This is a genomic window from Burkholderia sp. LAS2, assembly GCF_018417615.1.
Classification (GTDB): Bacteria; Pseudomonadota; Gammaproteobacteria; order Burkholderiales; family Burkholderiaceae; genus Burkholderia; species Burkholderia sola.
In genome coordinates this window covers 947,321-965,097 of sequence record NZ_CP071054.1, presented here as the reverse complement: position 1 = coordinate 965,097, position 17,777 = coordinate 947,321, and the positions used below count along the sequence as shown (strand labels likewise).

The 17,777-nt window shown below is 68.7% G+C and carries 12 protein-coding genes and 1 pseudogene; 12 read left to right on the top strand and 1 reads right to left on the bottom strand.

The genetic code is table 11. The features are described 5' to 3' along the window. From JYG37_RS33460 to JYG37_RS33430, 7 genes are all read left to right on the top strand, one after another. On the top strand, positions 1-1,596 hold the full coding sequence (locus JYG37_RS33460; protein ID WP_249746095.1) for an MBL fold metallo-hydrolase: 1,596 nt from the start codon (positions 1-3) through the stop codon (positions 1,594-1,596). 65 nt (positions 1,597-1,661) lie between these two features. Beyond that, positions 1,662-3,134 carry a serine hydrolase domain-containing protein gene (locus JYG37_RS33455; protein ID WP_124631914.1) on the top strand — a complete coding sequence of 491 codons (1,473 nt, stop codon included), beginning with the start codon at positions 1,662-1,664 and terminating at the stop codon, positions 3,132-3,134. Beyond that, positions 3,115-3,558 (top strand): GNAT family N-acetyltransferase, encoded by a 444-nt coding sequence (locus JYG37_RS33450; protein WP_050016042.1) that lies wholly within the window; start codon positions 3,115-3,117, stop codon positions 3,556-3,558. Before JYG37_RS33455 ends, JYG37_RS33450 begins: the two co-directional genes overlap by 20 nt. Beyond that, the gene (locus JYG37_RS33445; protein ID WP_050016040.1) at positions 3,555-4,802 is read left to right on the top strand and encodes an MFS transporter; all 1,248 of its coding nucleotides are present in this window, start codon (positions 3,555-3,557) and stop codon (positions 4,800-4,802) included. Before JYG37_RS33450 ends, JYG37_RS33445 begins: the two co-directional genes overlap by 4 nt. Positions 4,803-4,908: 106 nt before the next feature. Continuing rightward, positions 4,909-5,715 (top strand): aspartyl/asparaginyl beta-hydroxylase domain-containing protein, encoded by an 807-nt coding sequence (locus JYG37_RS33440; RefSeq protein ID WP_050016037.1) that lies wholly within the window; start codon positions 4,909-4,911, stop codon positions 5,713-5,715. Between the two features lie 406 nt (positions 5,716-6,121). Then, positions 6,122-6,841, top strand: a complete 720-nt coding sequence (locus tag JYG37_RS33435; protein WP_050016036.1) for a response regulator transcription factor — start codon at positions 6,122-6,124, stop codon at positions 6,839-6,841. After that, positions 6,841-8,373, top strand: a complete 1,533-nt coding sequence (locus JYG37_RS33430) for a sensor histidine kinase (RefSeq protein ID WP_124631913.1) — start codon at positions 6,841-6,843, stop codon at positions 8,371-8,373. Before JYG37_RS33435 ends, JYG37_RS33430 begins: the two co-directional genes overlap by 1 nt. Before the next feature lie 16 nt (positions 8,374-8,389). Here the strand turns inward: JYG37_RS33430 and JYG37_RS33425 are convergent, their stop codons facing one another. Then, positions 8,390-9,490 (bottom strand): AraC family transcriptional regulator, encoded by a 1,101-nt coding sequence (locus JYG37_RS33425; protein WP_124557484.1) that lies wholly within the window; start codon positions 9,488-9,490, stop codon positions 8,390-8,392. Between the two features lie 312 nt (positions 9,491-9,802). Here JYG37_RS33425 and JYG37_RS33420 point away from each other — a divergent pair, with 312 nt between their 5' ends. From JYG37_RS33420 to bktB, 5 genes and pseudogenes are all read left to right on the top strand, one after another. Further along, positions 9,803-11,437, top strand: coding sequence for an AMP-binding protein (locus JYG37_RS33420; protein WP_050016029.1), 1,635 nt, complete (start codon positions 9,803-9,805; stop codon positions 11,435-11,437). Positions 11,438-11,483: 46 nt separating this feature from the next. Further along, positions 11,484-12,604, top strand: a pseudogene (locus JYG37_RS33415) (AraC family transcriptional regulator). Positions 12,605-13,026: 422 nt separating this feature from the next. Beyond that, positions 13,027-14,817 (top strand): acyl-CoA dehydrogenase, encoded by a 1,791-nt coding sequence (locus JYG37_RS33410; RefSeq protein WP_124631912.1) that lies wholly within the window; start codon positions 13,027-13,029, stop codon positions 14,815-14,817. Positions 14,818-14,897: 80 nt separating this feature from the next. Next, entirely contained in the window at positions 14,898-16,526 is a 1,629-nt protein-coding gene (locus tag JYG37_RS33405) for an electron transfer flavoprotein-ubiquinone oxidoreductase (RefSeq protein WP_124681709.1), read from the top strand. 48 nt (positions 16,527-16,574) lie between these two features. After that, on the top strand, positions 16,575-17,768 hold the full coding sequence (bktB, locus tag JYG37_RS33400; RefSeq protein ID WP_050017773.1) for a beta-ketothiolase BktB: 1,194 nt from the start codon (positions 16,575-16,577) through the stop codon (positions 17,766-17,768). The last annotated feature ends 9 nt before the right edge of the window (positions 17,769-17,777 follow it).

Genomic DNA, 17,777 nt, shown 5'->3' with positions numbered 1-17,777 from the left:
ATGACCCAGATCTACCTGAAACCCAACGTCGTCTTCGAACCGCTGATCAATCAATGGTATGCGTGGACTTTCCTGCTGCAGCCGGCGACCTGCGCGCTGGTGATGAAGCAGGTGCATCTGCGCATCATGGAATCCTTCATCCGCGCGCCGGAGCTGCATCGGCGTTCCGCCGCGAAGATGGCCGGCGGCCCGTTTCTCAACGGCGGCCGGGAGCTCGTGCCGGCGGTCGACGCGCTGATCCGCGACACCCGCACGCGCGCCGCGCCGCTGCTGGCGCTGGCGGACGCGCTGCGCGAGCTCGACGAACTGCTCGAGCGGGAAGGAGGCGGCGATACGCTGTCGCCGCTGTATGCGCGGGTGCCCGAGCCGTTGAAGGGATTCGTCGAGCTGGGCTACGACCTGCGCGGCCACGCGTCGTACCGGCTGTTCGAGCGGCTGTTGTACGACAGCGCCGGCTATCTCGACGCGCTGCAGAGCGTGAACGGCTTCCTCGCCACCAGCGACGACCGGAGCTTCATGCTGAGCACGCCGCGCTTTCCGGACGAGCACATGGTGCAGATTCGCCTGCCGTTCCGCGACGCGCTGTACGACGAGCTGTTCGCGGCCCGCCACACGGGCGCCGCGCCGGACCTGATCGACCGCCTGCTCGCGCACGCGGAGGGCGGCGCCGCGCGGCGCACGGCGCTCGAAACCTGGTTCACCGACGCACCGCCGCCGCGCCCCCCCGCGGCGCCGGCGCGCGCGGGGCCGCCGGTGCGGGTGCGCTACTTCAACCATGCGACGGTGCTGGTCGAAACCGCGAAATTCTCGCTGCTGACCGATCCGATCGTCGGCTATCCGCTCGGCCAGGGCGACGATCCGTTCACGTTCGCGGATCTGCCCGAGCGCATCGATTACGTGCTGCTGACCCACAACCACCAGGATCACATCGTGCTCGAGAGCCTGCTGCAGCTACGGCACCGGATCGGCACGCTGGTCGTGCCGCGCAGCCACGGCGGGTTCCTGCAAGATCCGTCGATCCGGCTCGCGCTCGAAGCATGCGGGTTCGAGCGGGTGATCGAGGTCGGCGAACTGGACAGCGTGCCCGTGCCGGGCGGCGAGATCGTCGCGCTGCCGTTCCTCGGCGAGCACGGCGATCTGCATATCGCGGCGAAGATGGCGTTCGCGCTGAAGGTGGACGGCAAGAGCATGCTGTTCGCGGCCGACTCGAACAATCTCCAGCCGGAGCTGTACCAGCGCATCGCGCAGCGCATCGGCCGGATCGGCACGCTGTTCATCGGCATGGAATGCGAAGGCGCGCCGATGTCCTGGCTGTACGGCGCGCTCCTGAACGAGCCGCTCGGGCGCCAGTTCGACCAGAACCGCCGCCTGAACGGCTCCGACTGCGAGCGCGCGTGGCCGCTGGTCGAGTGCTTCGCGCCGCGCCAGGTGTTCGTCTATGCGATGGGCGCGGAGCCGTGGCTCAAGTTCATCTCCAGCATCGAATACGCGCCGACCTCGCTGCCGATCGTCGAATCGGACAAGCTGATCGCCCGCTGCCACGCACGCGACATCCAGTCCGAGCGGCTGTACCTGAAGAAGGAAATCGTCCTTTGAGCGCGGGCGGCCGCGGGGCGGCCCGCATCGTCTCGTCGAATCGTCGAACGAGGAAAACACTCCCCATGCCGGATCGTCCTCCGTCCCGTGTCGCTACCGCCGTCAAGATTCTCGCCGTCACGGTCATGCTGTTGCTGGCCGCTGCCGTGGGCCTGCTGTATTGGGCGCTGCCCGCCGCGACCGGCTATGCGTCGCATTACCTGTGCGCGCGCGTGCTCGCCGGCGGCGACGGTAGCGACGGTAGCGACGGCGATGCGCGCGCCGTGTTCGCGCGCGAGGTGCAGCCGATCAATCCGTTGTTCGACTTCGTCACGTACCGGATCGACCGTGCGCGACAGACCGTCGAGGCCGCAGGGCTCGGCGTGCTGCGCTCGACGGTCGCGTTGTACCGGCCGGGCCTCGGCTGCACGATCGCGCCGGCCGACGCGATCGACGCGTTGCGCGTGGAGGGCGATGGCCTCGCGCTGCCGGGCGCGTCGGCCGAGGCCGACAACCTCGACGATGTCATACCGTCCGATCCGCCGCCGGCGCTGGGCGCCGTGCTGGATCGCGCGGTGGCGGAGCCGGCGCCCGGATCGCTGCGCAACACGCTGGCGGTGGTCGTGCGGCAGGACGGCAAGCTCGTCGGCGAGCGGTACGCGCCGGGCGTCACGGCCGATACCCCGTTGCTCGGCTGGTCGATGACGAAGACCGTCACCGCATTGCTGGCGGGCGTATTGGCCCGCGACGGCAAACTGACGCTCGCGCAGGATCGCCTGCTGGACGACTGGGCGTCGTCCGGCGACCCGCGCCAGGCGATCCGGTTGCGCGACTTGCTGCAATGGACGAGCGGGCTGGACTACCGGGAAGGCTATCTGCCCGGCTCGGACACGACGAAGATGCTGTACCAGTCGACCGACATGGCGCGCTTCGTCGCGAGCCGGCCGCTGAAGATCGCGCCCGGCCGCGAGGTGGACTACCAGAGCGGCGGCAGCGTGCTGGTCGCGAAGATCATCGCGCGCGCGGTCTCGCCGCGGCCGCTCGACATCGTGCCGTTCGCACGGGCGCGGCTGTTCGAGCCGCTCGGCATCCGCACCGCGATGATGGAGCCCGACGCGTCGGGCACGCTGGTCGGCAGCAGCTACATGCTGGCATCGGCGCGGGACTGGTCGAAGCTCGGCCAGTTGATCCTGCAGCACGGCGTGTGGCGCGGCGCGCGCATCGTCGATGAGGACTGGGTGCGTTTCATGGCGACGCCCGAGGCGACCCGGCACGACGGCCGGCTCGGTGCGCATCTTTGGCTGAATGCCGGCGCCGGCGGCGCGCGCCGGTTTCCGTCGCTGCCCGAGGACCTGGTGATGATGGACGGCTTCAATCACCAGCTGGTGGTGATCGTGCCGTCGTGCCGCGTGGTCATCACGCGGCTGGGCGCGACGGTGGACCACAGCTGGGACACCGAACGCTTCGTCGCCGACGTGATGGCGAGCCTGCCGGGCTGCGCCGACCCGGCAACCACGTCCGCTGCAAGGGAAGCGAATCATGAAGATCATCGTACGTGACGCAGTGGCCGCCGATACGCCGGCCCTGCGCGAGCTGTTCCTGCACTCGCGCCGCGAGACCTTCGTCTGGGTGCCGGCCGGCGCGTTCCAGCCGGCCGACTTCGACGCCCAGACGGAAGGCGAGCGGCTGAGGGTCGCCGAGGACGCAAGCGGGCGACTCGCCGGCTTCGTGTCGGTCTGGGAACCCGACCATTTCATCCACCACCTGCACGTGTCCCGGCCGCACCACCGCAGCGGCGTCGGCCGCGCGCTGCTGCGCGCGCTGCCGGGCTGGCCGGCCACCCGCTATCGGCTCAAGTGCCTGCGCGCCAACGCGCCGGCGCTGGCGTTCTATGCGGCGTGCGGCTTCGCCGAAATCGGCGCCGGCAGCGCGGAAGACGGCGAGTACCTGCTGCTCGAGTCCGGCGACAAGGACAGCCGATGACCGTCCACCTGCGGTACTGCCTGCAGCAGGCGGCGTTGTGGGGCACCTTCGGCCTCGTGCTGCCGGTCGTCACGCTGTTCCTGCTGCACAACCATTTCACGCTGTTCGAGATCGGGCTTTACGCGGCGCTGTTCAGCCTGTCGACCATCGCGCTGGAGCTGCCGTTCGGCGCGATGGCCGACCGCGTGGGCCGCATCCGGACCTATCGCGTATCGCTGCTGATGAACAGCGTCGGCTGCGCGCTGATGCTGTGCTTCAGCCAGAAGCCGATGCTGTACCTCGCGGCGGCGAGCTTCGGCATCGCGCGCGCGATGAGTTCCGGGACCGTCGACGCGTGGTATGTCGGCCTGCTGCGCGAGCACGGCGAAACGAAGCGGATTCCGTATTTTCTCGGCCGCGCGGAGCTGGCTTCCGCGCTCGGGCTGGCGAGCATGTCGCTGGTCGGCGGCGTGCTCCCGGACCTGATCGGCAGCCGGCTGTTCGACAACCCGTACAAGATCGGCCTCGCGCTCGCATGCGGCTTGTTCGTCGTGCTGCTGGGTCTCACGTCGTGGTTTTTCGCCGAGGCGGAGCAGGCGCCGCACGAGGCGGTGCCCGCCGGCAGGATCCTCGACGATCTTCGGGAACTGGTCCGGTTCACGTGGCACGGCGGCGCGGTGCGGCCGCTGATCCTGCTCTGCATGCTGCTCGGCGGCGTCGTGTCGGTGCTGGAGAGCTACTGGCCGGTCGTGTTGAAGACGCTCGTGCCGATGCATGGCGCGACCTGGGCGTTCGGCCTGTTCCTCACGCTGATGCTGGTCGTGAAGGGCGCGGGCGGCTGGGTGTCGTATCGCGTGATGAAGCAATGCGCCGCGCGGCCAGCGCTCGCCGTGACGCTGCCGTTCGCCGGGCTCGCCGTGAGCCTCGTGCTGACGCGCTGGGCGAATCACGTCGTCGCGTTCGGCATCGTGCTGAGCGGGGTCGCGCTGTGCCTCGGCATCGCCGGCGCGGTGGTCAACGCGGTGCTGCATCACCGCACGCCCGATGCGCTGCGATCGCGCGCCGTCTCGTTCTTTTCGCTGGTGTTCCAGCTCGGCAGCATGATCGCGTCGGTCCTGCTCGGCTACCTGGTCAGCCAGTGGGGCGTGCAGGCGGTGTGGTGCGGCGTCGGCGTGCTGGTCGCGGCGGCGTCCGGATACGGCGCGACGATCGGCGGCTGGGCCGCCGACCCGGTGGAAGAAGCAAAGGCGACGGCGCGCGTGTAGGGCCGGGCGCGCCGGTTCGATGCAGGTGCGATGCGTCATGCGGTAGCGGCAATCTTTTTCGTTTGTCACCCCACGATAGCCAAGGAGAGCGACTTTGAAACAGGAGATGAGCAATGCGATTCACGACACGCTGGATGCGCTCGTGTCGCAGTACGGGAGGGCGGCGCTCGAACGCGTGATCGCGTTCGTCGACATCAATACGGGGCGGGTTCCGTTGCCCGCGCTGCCGAAACATCAGCGGCCGCTGCTGTTCTATTTCCCGGGGCTCGACGGGAAGCCGTGGTACGACGCGTCCGATTATCCGGAGCTCGAGGCGTTCACGTCGACGCTCGAGGCGTCGGTCGACGTGCTGCGCGAGGAGTTCCTCGCGCAGGTCACCACGTCGATGCTGCTGCCGTACGAAGAACAGGTGGCGGGACGGTTCGAGTCGATCCGGCGCAACGACTGGGGGTCGTTCTATTTCAGGCGCAAGGGCGAGCCGGAGGTCGAGGAGAATTGCCGCCGTTGCCCGCGCACCGCGGCGCTGATGCGCGAGGTGCAGGATTTCCTCAGCCCGAGCGGCGCGTTCATCTTTTCGGTGATCCAGGGCGGCACGCGGATTCCGCCGCATTCGGACACGACCAATCTCAAGCTGACCTGCCAGCTTCCGCTGATCGTGCCGCATGGCTCGCGACTGCGCGTCGGCGACGAGACGCGCGAGTGGCCGGACCGGCGCGCGATCATTTTCGACGATACGTTCGAACATGAGAGCTGGAACGACAGCGACGAGCCGCGGGTTTGCCTGCTGGTCGATATCTGGCATCCGGGCATCACGCGGATCGAGCGGGACGCGGTCGAGCGGCTCGATGCGGCGATCAGCCAGCATCTCGGTCTGGATTTCCGGCCGCCCTGGGCCGAAGCGGCCGCGGCGTAACGCGGGGCAGGGCGGCCGGCTGACGGAGGTCGCCTTTTCGATCATCGACCGATAGCGGCTCGGTCAGGCTGGCATTCGGCGCCGCGCTCGTTCTTGCAGCGGCGGCCGCACGGATGCCGGCCGCGCGCCGCGCCGAGGGAAAGGGCGGCACGGGGCATCTCACGCACTTTTTTCGTGTCTATTGCGGGGGGGCGTGGAATCGAGTTTGAGGGGCCGGAGCGGGAAGCCTCGCGGATAGGGGCTCACATCACGCGCACGATCCAAACTTAAACGAAATGTGATCCCTCGCCGCCGCAAAATTTTGCACAATGACGGCAGCGCGGCCTCCCGCCGCGCTTCGATCCGGGCCGATCGCCCGCCGATCACCGTTATTGAGCCCCGCTCCTACGTGCCGCCGCCCACCGCCATGGACCAACCGAAACGCATCCTGATCGTCGAGGACGACGCCGACATCGCCGACGTGCTGAGCCTGCACCTGCGCGACGAGCGCTACGAGGTCGTGCACAGCGCGGACGGCGCCGAAGGGCTGCGCCTGCTCGAACAGGGCAACTGGGACGCGCTGATCCTCGACCTGATGCTGCCGGGCGTCGACGGCCTCGAGATCTGCCGGCGCGCGCGGGCGATGACGCGCTATACGCCGATCATCATCACGAGCGCGCGGTCGAGCGAGGTGCACCGGATCCTCGGCCTCGAACTCGGCGCCGACGACTACCTCGCGAAGCCGTTCTCGGTGCTCGAACTCGTCGCGCGCGTGAAGGCGCTGCTGCGGCGCGTCGATGCGCTCGCGCGCGATTCGCGGATCGACGCGGGCACGCTCGACGTCGCGGGGCTCGCGATCGACCCGATCGCGCGCGAGGCGAGCGTCGACGGCGCACGCATCGACCTCACGCCGCGCGAATTCGACCTGCTGTATTTCTTCGCGCGGCACCCGGGCAAGGTGTTCTCGCGGATGGATCTGCTGAACGCCGTGTGGGGCTACCAGCACGAAGGCTACGAACACACGGTCAACACCCACATCAACCGCCTGCGCGCGAAGATCGAGGCCGATCCGGCCGAGCCCGTGCGGATCCTCACCGTGTGGGGGCGCGGCTACAAGCTCGCCGCGCCGGGCCAGCGGGACGCATGATGAAGCTCACGCTCACCCGGCGGCTGTCGCTCGTGTTCTCGATCCTGCTGCTCGCGTGCTCGGGCGCGTCGGCGTGGCTGCAGATCCGCGCGAACGACATGCGCGAGAAGGAAGTCGTGCAGGCGCTGTCGCGCGACCTGGCCGCCAACATCGCCAACAGTGCGCCGCTGATGGACGCGAACGGGCTGCGCCCCGACGCCGTGCGCACGCTGTTCGGCCAGTTGATGGGCGTGAACCCGAGCGTCGAGGTGTACCTGCTCGACAACGCGGGGCGCATCAAGGGCGACGACGCGCCGCCCGGCCACGTGAAGCGCGACCGCGTCGATCTCGCGCCCGTGCAGCGCTTCATCGCGGGCGAGCCGCTGCCGATCCTCGGCGACGATCCGCGCAGCCCGGACGCGCGCAAGGTGTTCAGCGCCGCGCCGCTGCAGCGCGCGGGGCAGCCGCCGTCCGGCTACATCTACGTGGTGCTGCTCGGCGAGGCGCATGACCGGCTCGCCGCGCGCGTCGACGCCGGCAACGTGCTGCGCACGACGCTGTGGTCGATGGCGATCGTCGCGCTGCTCGGCCTGCTCGCGGGCCTCGTCGCATTCGGCTTCATCACGCGCCCGCTGCGCCGGCTGACGGCCGCGATGCGCGACTTCGACGCGAACGGTGCGCCCCGCGCGCCGGGTGGGGCCGACACGCTCAACACGCCCGACACGCCGCCGCCGGTGCTGCACTTGCCGCCGGGCCGCCGCGGCGACGACATCGCGGTGCTCGAATCCGCGTTCGCGCAAATGGCCGACCGGATCGGCGACCAGTGGCGCGCGCTGACGCGTCAGGACCAGCAGCGGCGCGAACTGATCACGAACATCTCGCACGACCTGCGCACGCCGCTGACGTCGCTGCACGGCTATCTGGAGACGCTGTCGCTGAAGGCCGACACGCTGCCCGAGCCCGAGCGGCGGCGCTACCTGTCGATCGCGCTCGCGCAGAGCGCGAAGGTCGGGCGGCTCGCGCAGGCGCTGTTCGAACTCGCGCGGCTCGAATCGGGCGGCGTGCAGGCCGAGCGCGAGCCGTTCTCGCTCGTCGATCTCGTGCAGGACGTGTTCCAGAAATTCGAGCTGGCCGCGCAATCGCGCGGCGTCGCGCTGCATGCGCGGATTCCGCCGCGCGTGCCGGTCGTATCGGCCGATCTCGGGATGATCGAGCGCGTGCTGACCAACCTGCTCGACAACGCGCTGCGGCACACGCCTTCGCACGGCGAGGTCGAGATCGCGCTGGAGACGCACGGCGATCGCGTGATCGTGACCGTGTCGGATACCGGGGAAGGGATTCCGGCCGCACGGCGCGAAGGGCTGTTCCAGCGGCCGCAGCGGCCGATGAGCGGCGGCACCGCGACGAGCGGCGGGCTGGGCCTGCTGATCGTGCACCGGATGCTGGCGCTCAACGGCAGCGGCATCCGGCTCGTCGACCGGGAAGGGCGCGGTGCGGTGTTCGAGTTCGCGCTGGCGGTCGCGTCGCCGGCGGCGGGCGACGGTACGCGCTGACCGCGCTCGGCAGGCGCTACTTGCCGCGCTTGCGCCGCACGTCGCTCGGCGTCGTGCCGGTCCAGCGCTTGAACGCGTGGCGGAATCCCACTGCATCGCTGAAGCCCAGCGTCAGCGCGATATCCTCGGTGCTGAGCGTGGTCGTGCCGAGATAGTCGATCGCGAGCGCCTTGCGCACGCTCGTCAGCAGTTCGCTGTACGACGTGCCTTCGGCTTCGAGCTTGCGGCGCAGCGTGCGCGACGTCATGCACAGGCTCTCGGCGATCGCGTCGATGTCCGGGAATTGTCCCGGCGTGCGGGTGAGCTCCTCGTACACGCGTCGCGTAATGCCCGACTGGCTGCGTAATGCGTCGAGCAATTGCGCGCAGTGCGACGACACCTGCGCGGCCGTGATCGGATTCGCGAGCTGCGGCGCGCGCGCGAGCCATGCCGCCGGATAGCTGAGCACGTGATGCGGCTGGTCGAACGCGATCGGGCATTCGAGCGCGTCGGTCAGCAGCGCCCCGTGCGGCGGCCGCGGCTGCGCGAACTGCGCGCGCGCGGGCACGCACCACGCACCCATCACGTCCTTGATGATCGTCACGTGCAGCGCGAACTGCATGTCGATCAGGAAACGGTACAGCGGCTCATCGAGATCGGGCAGCGCGACTTCGTGGCGGTCCGGAAACAGCCACGATGCGGTATCGCCCTGTTCGACCCAGCGGATCGGCAGCATGCCGTTCGCGAGCCGGTGATATTTGACGGCCGAATCGAACGCGCGCGCGAGCGATTCCGAGCACAGCATCGCGTAGCCGTACATGCCGTAGCTCGACGCGCGCAGCAGGCGGCCGACGCGTACGCCGAGGTCGGTGCCGTCGTACCGGCCGACCGCATTGCGCGCGGCCGTCAGGAACTGCAGCGGCGACGTGAGCGTGAACGGGTCCGCGACGTCGGCCGGCGCGAGGCCGGTGCCGGCGAGCACCGTCGCCGGGTCGAGGCCGGCTTGCGCGGCCACGTCGACGAGCACGGCAAGCTTGGCCGGCGTGAAGCGCTGCTCGCGCAACGCGTGGGCGGCGGCGGCGTCCGGCAGCCCGGTAGGCTGGGCATGGGGAGGTTTCGAGAGCGCACTGCGCGGCATGACGGGGATCCTGCGTCCGAATCGATATCGTTGACGGCACGCAATTCTGCTCGGGAACGGTCCCATTCGCCACCGGGTTCACCCTGAGGCGCCGACGGAGCTGCCCGGGCGGACAGGCGTTCGCCGTGCGATGTTGCGCAGGCACGCGCCTCGCCTGTCCGTTTCGATCATGTTTTCGGCCGCCCGGATCATTTGCAAAGCGCGTCGTGCGCGCGATAGTCGCCGATCAGGCGGCGGCCCGCGTCCTTCCGGCGTGCAGGCCGCCGTGCGAACGGCACGCAGGCTGGCGTGCCGTCCCCAGAGGAGTGAGACATGACGAACAGACACTGGACCGGGTCGTATGGCCCGATCCCCGCCGAGATCGACGCCGACCGCCATCCCTCCGTCAGCGCGCTGCTGGACGACGCGATGCGCCGCTTCGCCGACCGTCCGGCGTTCCATGCGTTCGGCCGCACGCTCACCTATGCCGATGTCGAGCGCCTGTCGAGCGCGCTGGCCGCGTATCTGCAGCAGGTCGTCGGCGTGCGCAAGGGCGATCGCGTGGCCGTGATGCTGCCCAACGTGCTCGCGTTTCCGGTCGTGTTCGTCGCCGTCGCGAAGATCGGCGCGGTCCAGGTCAACGTGAATCCGCACTACACCGCGCGCGAGCTCGAGCATCAGCTCAACGACGCGGGGGTCGAGGTGGCGATCGTCTGCGGCGGGTCGATGGGCACGTTCGCGGACGTGGTCGGCGGCACGCGCGTGCGCACCGTGCTGAGCGTGGGGCGCGACGATCTCGGCGTCGTCGATGCGCCGGCCGGCGCGTGCGACGCGCTGCCGCCCGGTTCGACCGCGCTCGCGCACGCCATCGCCGCCGGCGAATCGCTCGCGTGCGAGCCGGTTGCGCAAAGCGGCGCGGACCTGTTGCTGCTGCAATACACGGGCGGCACGACCGGCCTGTCGAAGGGCGCGGCGCTGTCGCATCGCAACCTCGTCGCGAACGTCGCGCAGTTCGCGGCGATCGTGCCGGATGCGCGCCAGCCGGGCGAAGAGGTCATCGTCACGGCGATCCCGCTCTATCACATCTTCGCGCTGACGGTGAACTTCCTGTCCTACTTCGCGATCGGCGCGCAGAACTGGCTCGTCGCGAACCCGCGCGACATGGACGGGTTCGTCGACGTGCTGAAGGCCGCGCGGCCGACCGTGTTCGTCGGCGTGAACACGCTGTACGCGGGGCTTGCCGGCCATCCGCGGCTGAAGGAGGTCGACTGGTCGCGGCTGAAGCTGTCGGCCGGCGGCGGCGCGGCGGTGATCGACGTGATCTCGTCGCGCTGGAAGGCGGTGACGGGTAATTTCATCCGCGAAGGCTACGGGCTGTCGGAAACGTCGCCGGTCGTGTCGTTCAACCCGCAGTCGATCGACCGGTTCACGGGCACCACGGGCCTGCCGCTGCCGTCAACCGACGTGAAGCTGCTCGACGACCAGGATCGCGAGGTGGCGATCGGCGAAGCGGGCGAGATCTGCGTGAAGGGGCCGCAGGTGATGAGCGGCTACTGGCAGAAGCCGGACGCGAATGCGGCCGCGTTCACCGCGGACGGCTATTTCCGCACCGGCGATGTCGGCGTGTTCGACGCGGCCGGCTTCCTGCGGATCGTCGACCGCAAGAAGGACATGATCATCGTGTCCGGCTTCAACGTGTATCCGAACGAGGTGGAGGCGGTCGCGACCGCGCTGCCGGGCGTCGCCGAATGCGCGTGCATCGGCGTGCCGGACCCGCGTACGGGCGAGGCCGTCAAGCTGTTCGTGGTGCTGGCGCCGGACGCCGACGTGACCGAAGCGCATCTCGTCGCGCATTGCCGCGCGAGCCTGGCCGCGTACAAGGTGCCGAAGCTCGTGCGCTTCGTCGACCGGCTGCCGAAGTCGACGGTCGGCAAGATCCTGCGCCGGGAACTCAGCCGCACCGACTGATGACGGCGCCGCGACCCGCCGCGCGGCCGCGGCTGCGCGGCGCGGTGTGCGTGGAAAGCCCCGAAGGTGGCGCGCGGGCCGCTCAAGTACAATGCGGTCGGTTCGATCGACGGGGACGCGATGACCGGCTCAGATTCACTTTCCGCCCAGCCCGGGCGTGCGCTGCCGTCGCCGAGCGCGACGGTGCCGATCTCGCTCGTCAACGGTTTTCTCGCGAGCGCGGGCGTGCAGCGCGACGTGGTCGAGCGCTACCTGCGCGGCGCCGGCATTCCGATCGAGCTGCTCGGCGAGCCGCATGCGCGGGTGACGGAGGAGCAGTTCTCGACGCTGTACCGCACGCTCGCGATCGACCTCGACGACGAGATGCCCGGCATCTTCTCGCGCCCGTTGCGCGGCGGCACGCTGAAGTACCTGTGCCTGAGCCTGCTCGATGCGCGCAACCTCGAAACGGCGCTGCATCGTTTCGGGCAATTCTTCCATATCCTGCTCGACGATTTCTTTGTCGAATCGAAGCGCGACGAGCTCGTCGCGCAGGTGCTGCTGCGTCCGAACGACGCCATCGGACCGATCGGCGCGCTCGGCCAGGAGCTGATGCTCAAGCTCGTGCACGGCGTGTGCTCCTGGCTGATCGGGCAGAAAATTCCGCTGCTGCAGATCGAGTTCGCGTGCCCGCGGCCGCGCCATGCGGTCGATCACCTGTACTTCTTCACCGGGGCCGTGCAGTTCGACTGCGCGCGCACGCTGATGCGCTTCAGCGCCGATTACCTCGACGCGCCGATCCGGCAGAGCAAACGCAACCTGCGCAAGTTCCTCGCGCGCGCGCCCGGCGACTGGATCTTCGAATCGTTCAGCGAACAGCTCGTGTGCCATCGCGTGCGGCAATACCTGTCGGCGGCGCTGCCGGATCTGCCCGTGATCGATCAGGCGGCCGAGCACCTGCATTGCTCGGTGCGCACGCTGAGCCGCCATCTGGCCGCCGAAGGGACGACGTTCCAGGTGCTGAAGGACGAGCTGCGGCGCGATGTCGCGATCCAGCGGCTGACCGATACGCCCGACACGATCGCGGCGATCGGCGCCGATATCGGCTTCGACGATCCGAGCGCGTTTCATCGCGCGTTCCGGCACTGGACGGGCAGTACGCCGGGGACGTATCGGCGCCGCGCGTGACGCCGGAGTGGGGCCGGGTGTCGCTGATTCGCGGTTTCACGGGTTCACGGATCGCATCCCATAACCGGCTCCTTGGCGGTATTCATGGCCGGTTTTTCAGAGGACACTCCCATAACCGGCTCCCTTTGCCGCTTCGAGCCGGGGAGCCGCGCGTGCAACGGGCCGTTTTTTGGCGCGCGTTGCCGCCATTGTCGAGACGGACGGATCGGGCGCCGACGCCCGCCCGGCGGGCTTCACCGCCGCGCGCAAGGGCCGCGTGCGGCGTGCGACGTGGCCGGTTTTGTCACCATGTGGGCCGGATATGACAATGGGAATCGGGATCCCCGGCGTTAGGATGGCCCATCGCGTCGCCCGGCACTGGCCGGTTTTGCCGTACCGGCCCCCGTGGCGCCCCTATTCACCGCCTGAATGGAACATCGACCATGAGCTATAACGCCCCCGTCAAGGACATGCTGTTCGTGCTGAAGGAACTCGCAGGCATCGACGCCGTCGCGCAGTTGCCGGGCTTCGAGGATGCGGGTGTCGACACGGCGCAGGCCGTGCTCGACGAATCCGCGAAATTCTGCGGCGAGGTGCTGGCGCCGCTGAACGTCGAAGGCGACCGCAACCCGAGCAGCTGGAAGGATGGCGTCGTGACCGCGACGCCGGGCTTCGGCGCAGCGTTCCGTCAGTTCGTCGAGGGCGGCTGGCAGGGGCTGCAGCATCCGGCCGAATACGACGGCCAGGGCCTGCCGAAGCTGATCGCGACGCCGTGCATCGAGATGCTGAACGCATCGAACCTGTCGTTCGCGTTGTGTCCGCTGCTCACCGACGGCGCGATCGAGGCGCTGCTGACGGCCGGCACCGACGAGCAGAAGCAGCGCTACGTGCCGAAGCTGATCTCCGGCGAATGGACCGGCACGATGAACCTGACCGAGCCGCAAGCCGGGTCGGATCTCGCGCTGGTGCGCTCGCGCGCGGAGCCGCAGGGCGACGGCACGTACAAGGTGTTCGGCACGAAGATCTTCATCACGTGGGGCGAGCACGACATGGCGGACAACATCGTCCACCTGGTGCTGGCGCGCACGCCGAACGCACCGGAAGGCGTGAAGGGCATCTCGCTGTTCATCGTGCCGAAGTTCATGGTCAACGAAGACGGTTCGCTCGGCGCGCGCAACGACGTGCACTGCGTGTCGATCGAGCACAAGCTCGGGATCAAGGCGAGCCCGACCGCGGTGCTGCAATACGGCGATCACGGCGGCGCGATCGGTTACCTGGTCGGCGAAGAGAATCGCGGCCTCGAATACATGTTCATCATGATGAACGCGGCGCGCTTCGGCGTCGGGATGCAGGGGATCGGCGTGGCCGACCGCGCGTACCAGAAGGCCGCCGCATTCGCGAAGGAACGCGTGCAGAGCCGCCCGGTGGACGGCTCGGCGAAGCAGTCGGTGACGATCATCCATCACCCGGACGTGCGCCGGATGCTCGGCACGATGCGTGCGCTGACCGAAGGCGCGCGCGCGCTCGCCTACGTGGCCGCCGCGCACAGCGACATGGCGCACCGCCATTCGGACGAGGCGACGCGCGCGCGTCATCAGGCGATCTACGAATATCTGGTGCCGGTCGTGAAGGGCTGGAGCACCGAGATGGTGAACGACGTGGCGAGCCTCGGCGTGCAGGTGCACGGCGGGATGGGCTTCATCGAGGAAACCGGCGCCGCGCAGTACTACCGCGACGCGCGGATCCTCGCGATCTACGAAGGCACGACCGCGATCCAGGCGAACGACCTCGTCGGCCGCAAGACGCTGCGCGACGGCGGCGCGGTCGCGAAGGCGCTGATCGCCGAGATCGGCGACACGGTCGCGGCGCTCGGCAAGCTCGACGGCGCGGCGGCCGCATCGATGAAGGCGCAACTGGAGAAGGGGGCGCGCGCGTTGTCGGCGGTGGTCGACTACGTGCTGGCGAACGCGAAACAGGACCCGAACGCGGTGTTCGCGGGCAGCGTGCCGTACCTGAAGCTCGCGGGCGTCGTGCTGTGTGGCTGGCAGATGGCGCGCGCACTGCTGGCTGCGCACGCGAACCGCGCGAGCGACGTCGCGTTCTTCGACGCGAAGATCGCGATCGCGCAATGCTATGCGGAGCACGTGCTCGTGCAGGCGAGTGCGCTCGAAGCGTCGATCGTCGGCGCGAAGGGCAACGAGAGCGTGCTCGCGTTGACGGAAGACCAGTTCTGACCGCTGACGGTCGGGACGCAGCAGGAGACAGGATTTTGACCACACAGGACTTGCTCGCGCAATACGGCCCGCGCGAATCGATGGAATACGACGTCGTGATCGTCGGCGGCGGCCCCGCCGGGCTGTCTGCCGCGATCCGGCTCAAGCAGCTGGCCGCCGAGAAAGGCACCGAGATCGGCGTGTGCGTGCTCGAGAAGGGTTCCGAGATCGGCGCGCACATCCTGTCGGGCGCGGTGATGGACCCGCGCGCGATCACCGAGCTGTTTCCCGACTGGAAGGAACGCGGTGCGCCACTCGACGTCGAGGTGAGCGAAGACCGCTTCCTGTTCCTGTCCGAGAAGAGCGCCGTCACGACGCCGAACTGGGCGCTGCCGGACAACTTCAAGAATCACGGCAACTACGTGATTTCGCTGGGCAACGTCACGCGCTGGCTCGGCCAGCAGGCCGAGGCGCTGGGCGTCGAGATCTTCCCCGGCTTCCCGGCTGCAGAGATTCTCTATAACGACGACGGCTCGGTGAAGGGCGTCGCCACCGGCAACATGGGAGTGGGCAAGGACGGCGAGCCGACCGAGAACTTCCAGCTCGGCATGGAATTGCACGCGAAGTACACGCTGTTTGCCGAAGGCTGCCGCGGCCACCTCGGCCGTCAGCTGATCTCGACGTTCAAGCTCGACGCGAACGCCGATCCGCAGGCGTACGGGATCGGCATCAAGGAACTGTGGGAAATCGATCCCGCGAAGCACAAGCCGGGCCTCGTGATCCACACGGCCGGCTGGCCGCTGAAGTCCGACACGTACGGCGGCTCGTTCCTGTATCACATGGACAACAACCAGGTCGTGGTCGGCTTCGTGGTGGGCCTGGGCTACACGAACCCGTACCTGTCGCCGTTCGAGGAATTCCAGCGCTACAAGACGCACCCGTCGATCCGCGCGTTCCTGGAAGGTGGCAAGCGCGTGTCGTACGGCGCGCGGGCGATCACGGCCGGCGGCCTGCTGTCGCTGCCGAAGACGGTGTTCCCCGGCGGCGCGCTGATCGGCGACGATGCGGGCTTCCTGAACGCGTCGCGGATCAAGGGCAGCCACGCGGCGATCAAGACGGGCATGCTGGCGGCCGACGCCGCATTCGACGCGGTGCAGGCCGGCCGTCAGTCGGACGAGCTGAACGCGTACCCCGATGCGTTCAAGCAATCGTGGCTGTACACGGAGCTGTACCGCGCGCGCAACTTCAAGCAGTGGATGGCGAAGGGCCTGTACCTGGGCACGCTGATGGTCGGGCTCGAGCAGAAGGTGATGGGCGGCAACGTGCCGTGGACGCTGCATCACCAGCACGCGGACCACGAGATGCTGAAGCCGGCGTCGCAGTGCGAGCCGATCGCGTATCCGAAGCCGGACGGCAAGCTGACGTTCGACCGGCTGTCGTCGGTGTTCATCTCGAACACGAACCACGAGGAGAACCAGCCGGCGCACCTGACGCTGAAGGATGCGAGCGTGCCGGTGAACGTGAACCTGCGCACGTACGCGGGGCCGGAGGCGCGCTTCTGCCCCGCGGCCGTGTACGAGTTCGTGAAGAACGACGACGGCGGCGATCGGCTCGTGATCAACGCGCAGAACTGCGTGCACTGCAAGACGTGCGACATCAAGGATCCGACGCAGAACATCGTGTGGGTCACGCCCGAAGGCGGCGGCGGGCCGAACTACCCGAACATGTAACGCAACGCATCCCCGCGCCCGCGGGCGCGAACGAACCGGAGTGAGACGATGAGCAATGCAGCGAAGGAAGTCGTGGTGGTGAGCGGTGTCCGTACCGCGATCGGTGATTTCGGCGGCAGCCTGAAGGATTTCTCGCCGACCGACCTCGGCGCGAAGGTGGTCGCCGAAGTGCTGTCGCGCGCGAACGTGCCGGGCGATGCGGTCGGGCACGTCGTGTTCGGCCACGTCGTGAACACCGAGCCGAAGGACATGTATCTCGCACGCGTCGCGGCGATCAACGGCGGCGTCGCGCAGCACACGCCGGCGCTGACCGTGAACCGCCTGTGCGGCTCGGGTCTGCAGGCGATCGTGTCGGCCGCGCAGACGATCATGCTCGGCGATGCCGACATCGCGATCGGCGGCGGCTCGGAGAGCATGAGCCGCGCGCCGTACACGGTGCCGGCCGCGCGCTTCGGCCAGCGCATGGGTGACGCGAAGCTCGTCGACATGATGCTCGGCGCGCTGCACGACCCGTTCCAGACGATCCACATGGGCGTGACGGCCGAGAACGTCGCGAAGAAATACGACATCTCGCGTGACGCGCAGGATGCGCTGGCGCTCGAATCGCATCGTCGCGCGGCGCGCGCGATCGCCGAAGGCCGCTTCAAGGACCAGATCCTGCCGATCTCGATCCGCACGAAGAAGGGCGAAGTCGCGTTCGACACCGACGAGCACGTGCGGCACGACGCGGGCCCGGACGACTTCTCGAAGCTGAAGCCGGTGTTCGCGAAGGAGAACGGCACCGTGACGGCCGGCAACGCATCGGGCATCAACGATGCGGCCGCCGCCGTGCTGATGATGAGCGCGGACACCGCACGCGCGCAGGGCGTGAAGCCGCTCGCGCGCCTCGTCGCGTATGCGCATGCGGGCGTCGATCCGGCGTACATGGGCATCGGCCCGGTGCCGGCCACGCAGAAGGCGCTCGAACGCGCGGGCCTGAAGATCACCGATCTCGACGTGATCGAAGCGAACGAAGCGTTCGCCGCGCAGGCGTGCGCGGTCACGCAGGAGCTCGGCCTCGATCCGGCCAAGGTCAACCCGAACGGCTCCGGCATCTCGCTCGGTCACCCGATCGGCGCGACCGGCGCGCTGATCACGGTGAAGGCGCTGTACGAGCTGAAGCGCATCGGCGGGCGTTACGCGCTCGTGACGATGTGTATCGGCGGCGGCCAGGGGATTGCCGCGATCTTCGAGAACATCTGATAATCGACC

Coding starts and splice junctions, on each gene's coding strand:
- bktB (WP_050017773.1), top strand. CDS start 16,575: ATGAGCAATGCAGCGAAGGAAGTCGTGGTGGTGAGCGGTGTCCGTACC.
- JYG37_RS33435 (WP_050016036.1), top strand. CDS start 6,122: ATGGACCAACCGAAACGCATCCTGATCGTCGAGGACGACGCCGACATC.
- JYG37_RS33430 (WP_124631913.1), top strand. CDS start 6,841: ATGAAGCTCACGCTCACCCGGCGGCTGTCGCTCGTGTTCTCGATCCTG.
- JYG37_RS33450 (WP_050016042.1), top strand. CDS start 3,115: ATGAAGATCATCGTACGTGACGCAGTGGCCGCCGATACGCCGGCCCTG.
- JYG37_RS33410 (WP_124631912.1), top strand. CDS start 13,027: ATGAGCTATAACGCCCCCGTCAAGGACATGCTGTTCGTGCTGAAGGAA.
- JYG37_RS33440 (WP_050016037.1), top strand. CDS start 4,909: ATGAGCAATGCGATTCACGACACGCTGGATGCGCTCGTGTCGCAGTAC.
- JYG37_RS33455 (WP_124631914.1), top strand. CDS start 1,662: ATGCCGGATCGTCCTCCGTCCCGTGTCGCTACCGCCGTCAAGATTCTC.
- JYG37_RS33460 (WP_249746095.1), top strand. CDS start 1: ATGACCCAGATCTACCTGAAACCCAACGTCGTCTTCGAACCGCTGATC.
- JYG37_RS33420 (WP_050016029.1), top strand. CDS start 9,803: ATGACGAACAGACACTGGACCGGGTCGTATGGCCCGATCCCCGCCGAG.
- JYG37_RS33405 (WP_124681709.1), top strand. CDS start 14,898: ATGGAATACGACGTCGTGATCGTCGGCGGCGGCCCCGCCGGGCTGTCT.
- JYG37_RS33445 (WP_050016040.1), top strand. CDS start 3,555: ATGACCGTCCACCTGCGGTACTGCCTGCAGCAGGCGGCGTTGTGGGGC.
- JYG37_RS33425 (WP_124557484.1), bottom strand. CDS start 9,490: ATGCCGCGCAGTGCGCTCTCGAAACCTCCCCATGCCCAGCCTACCGGG.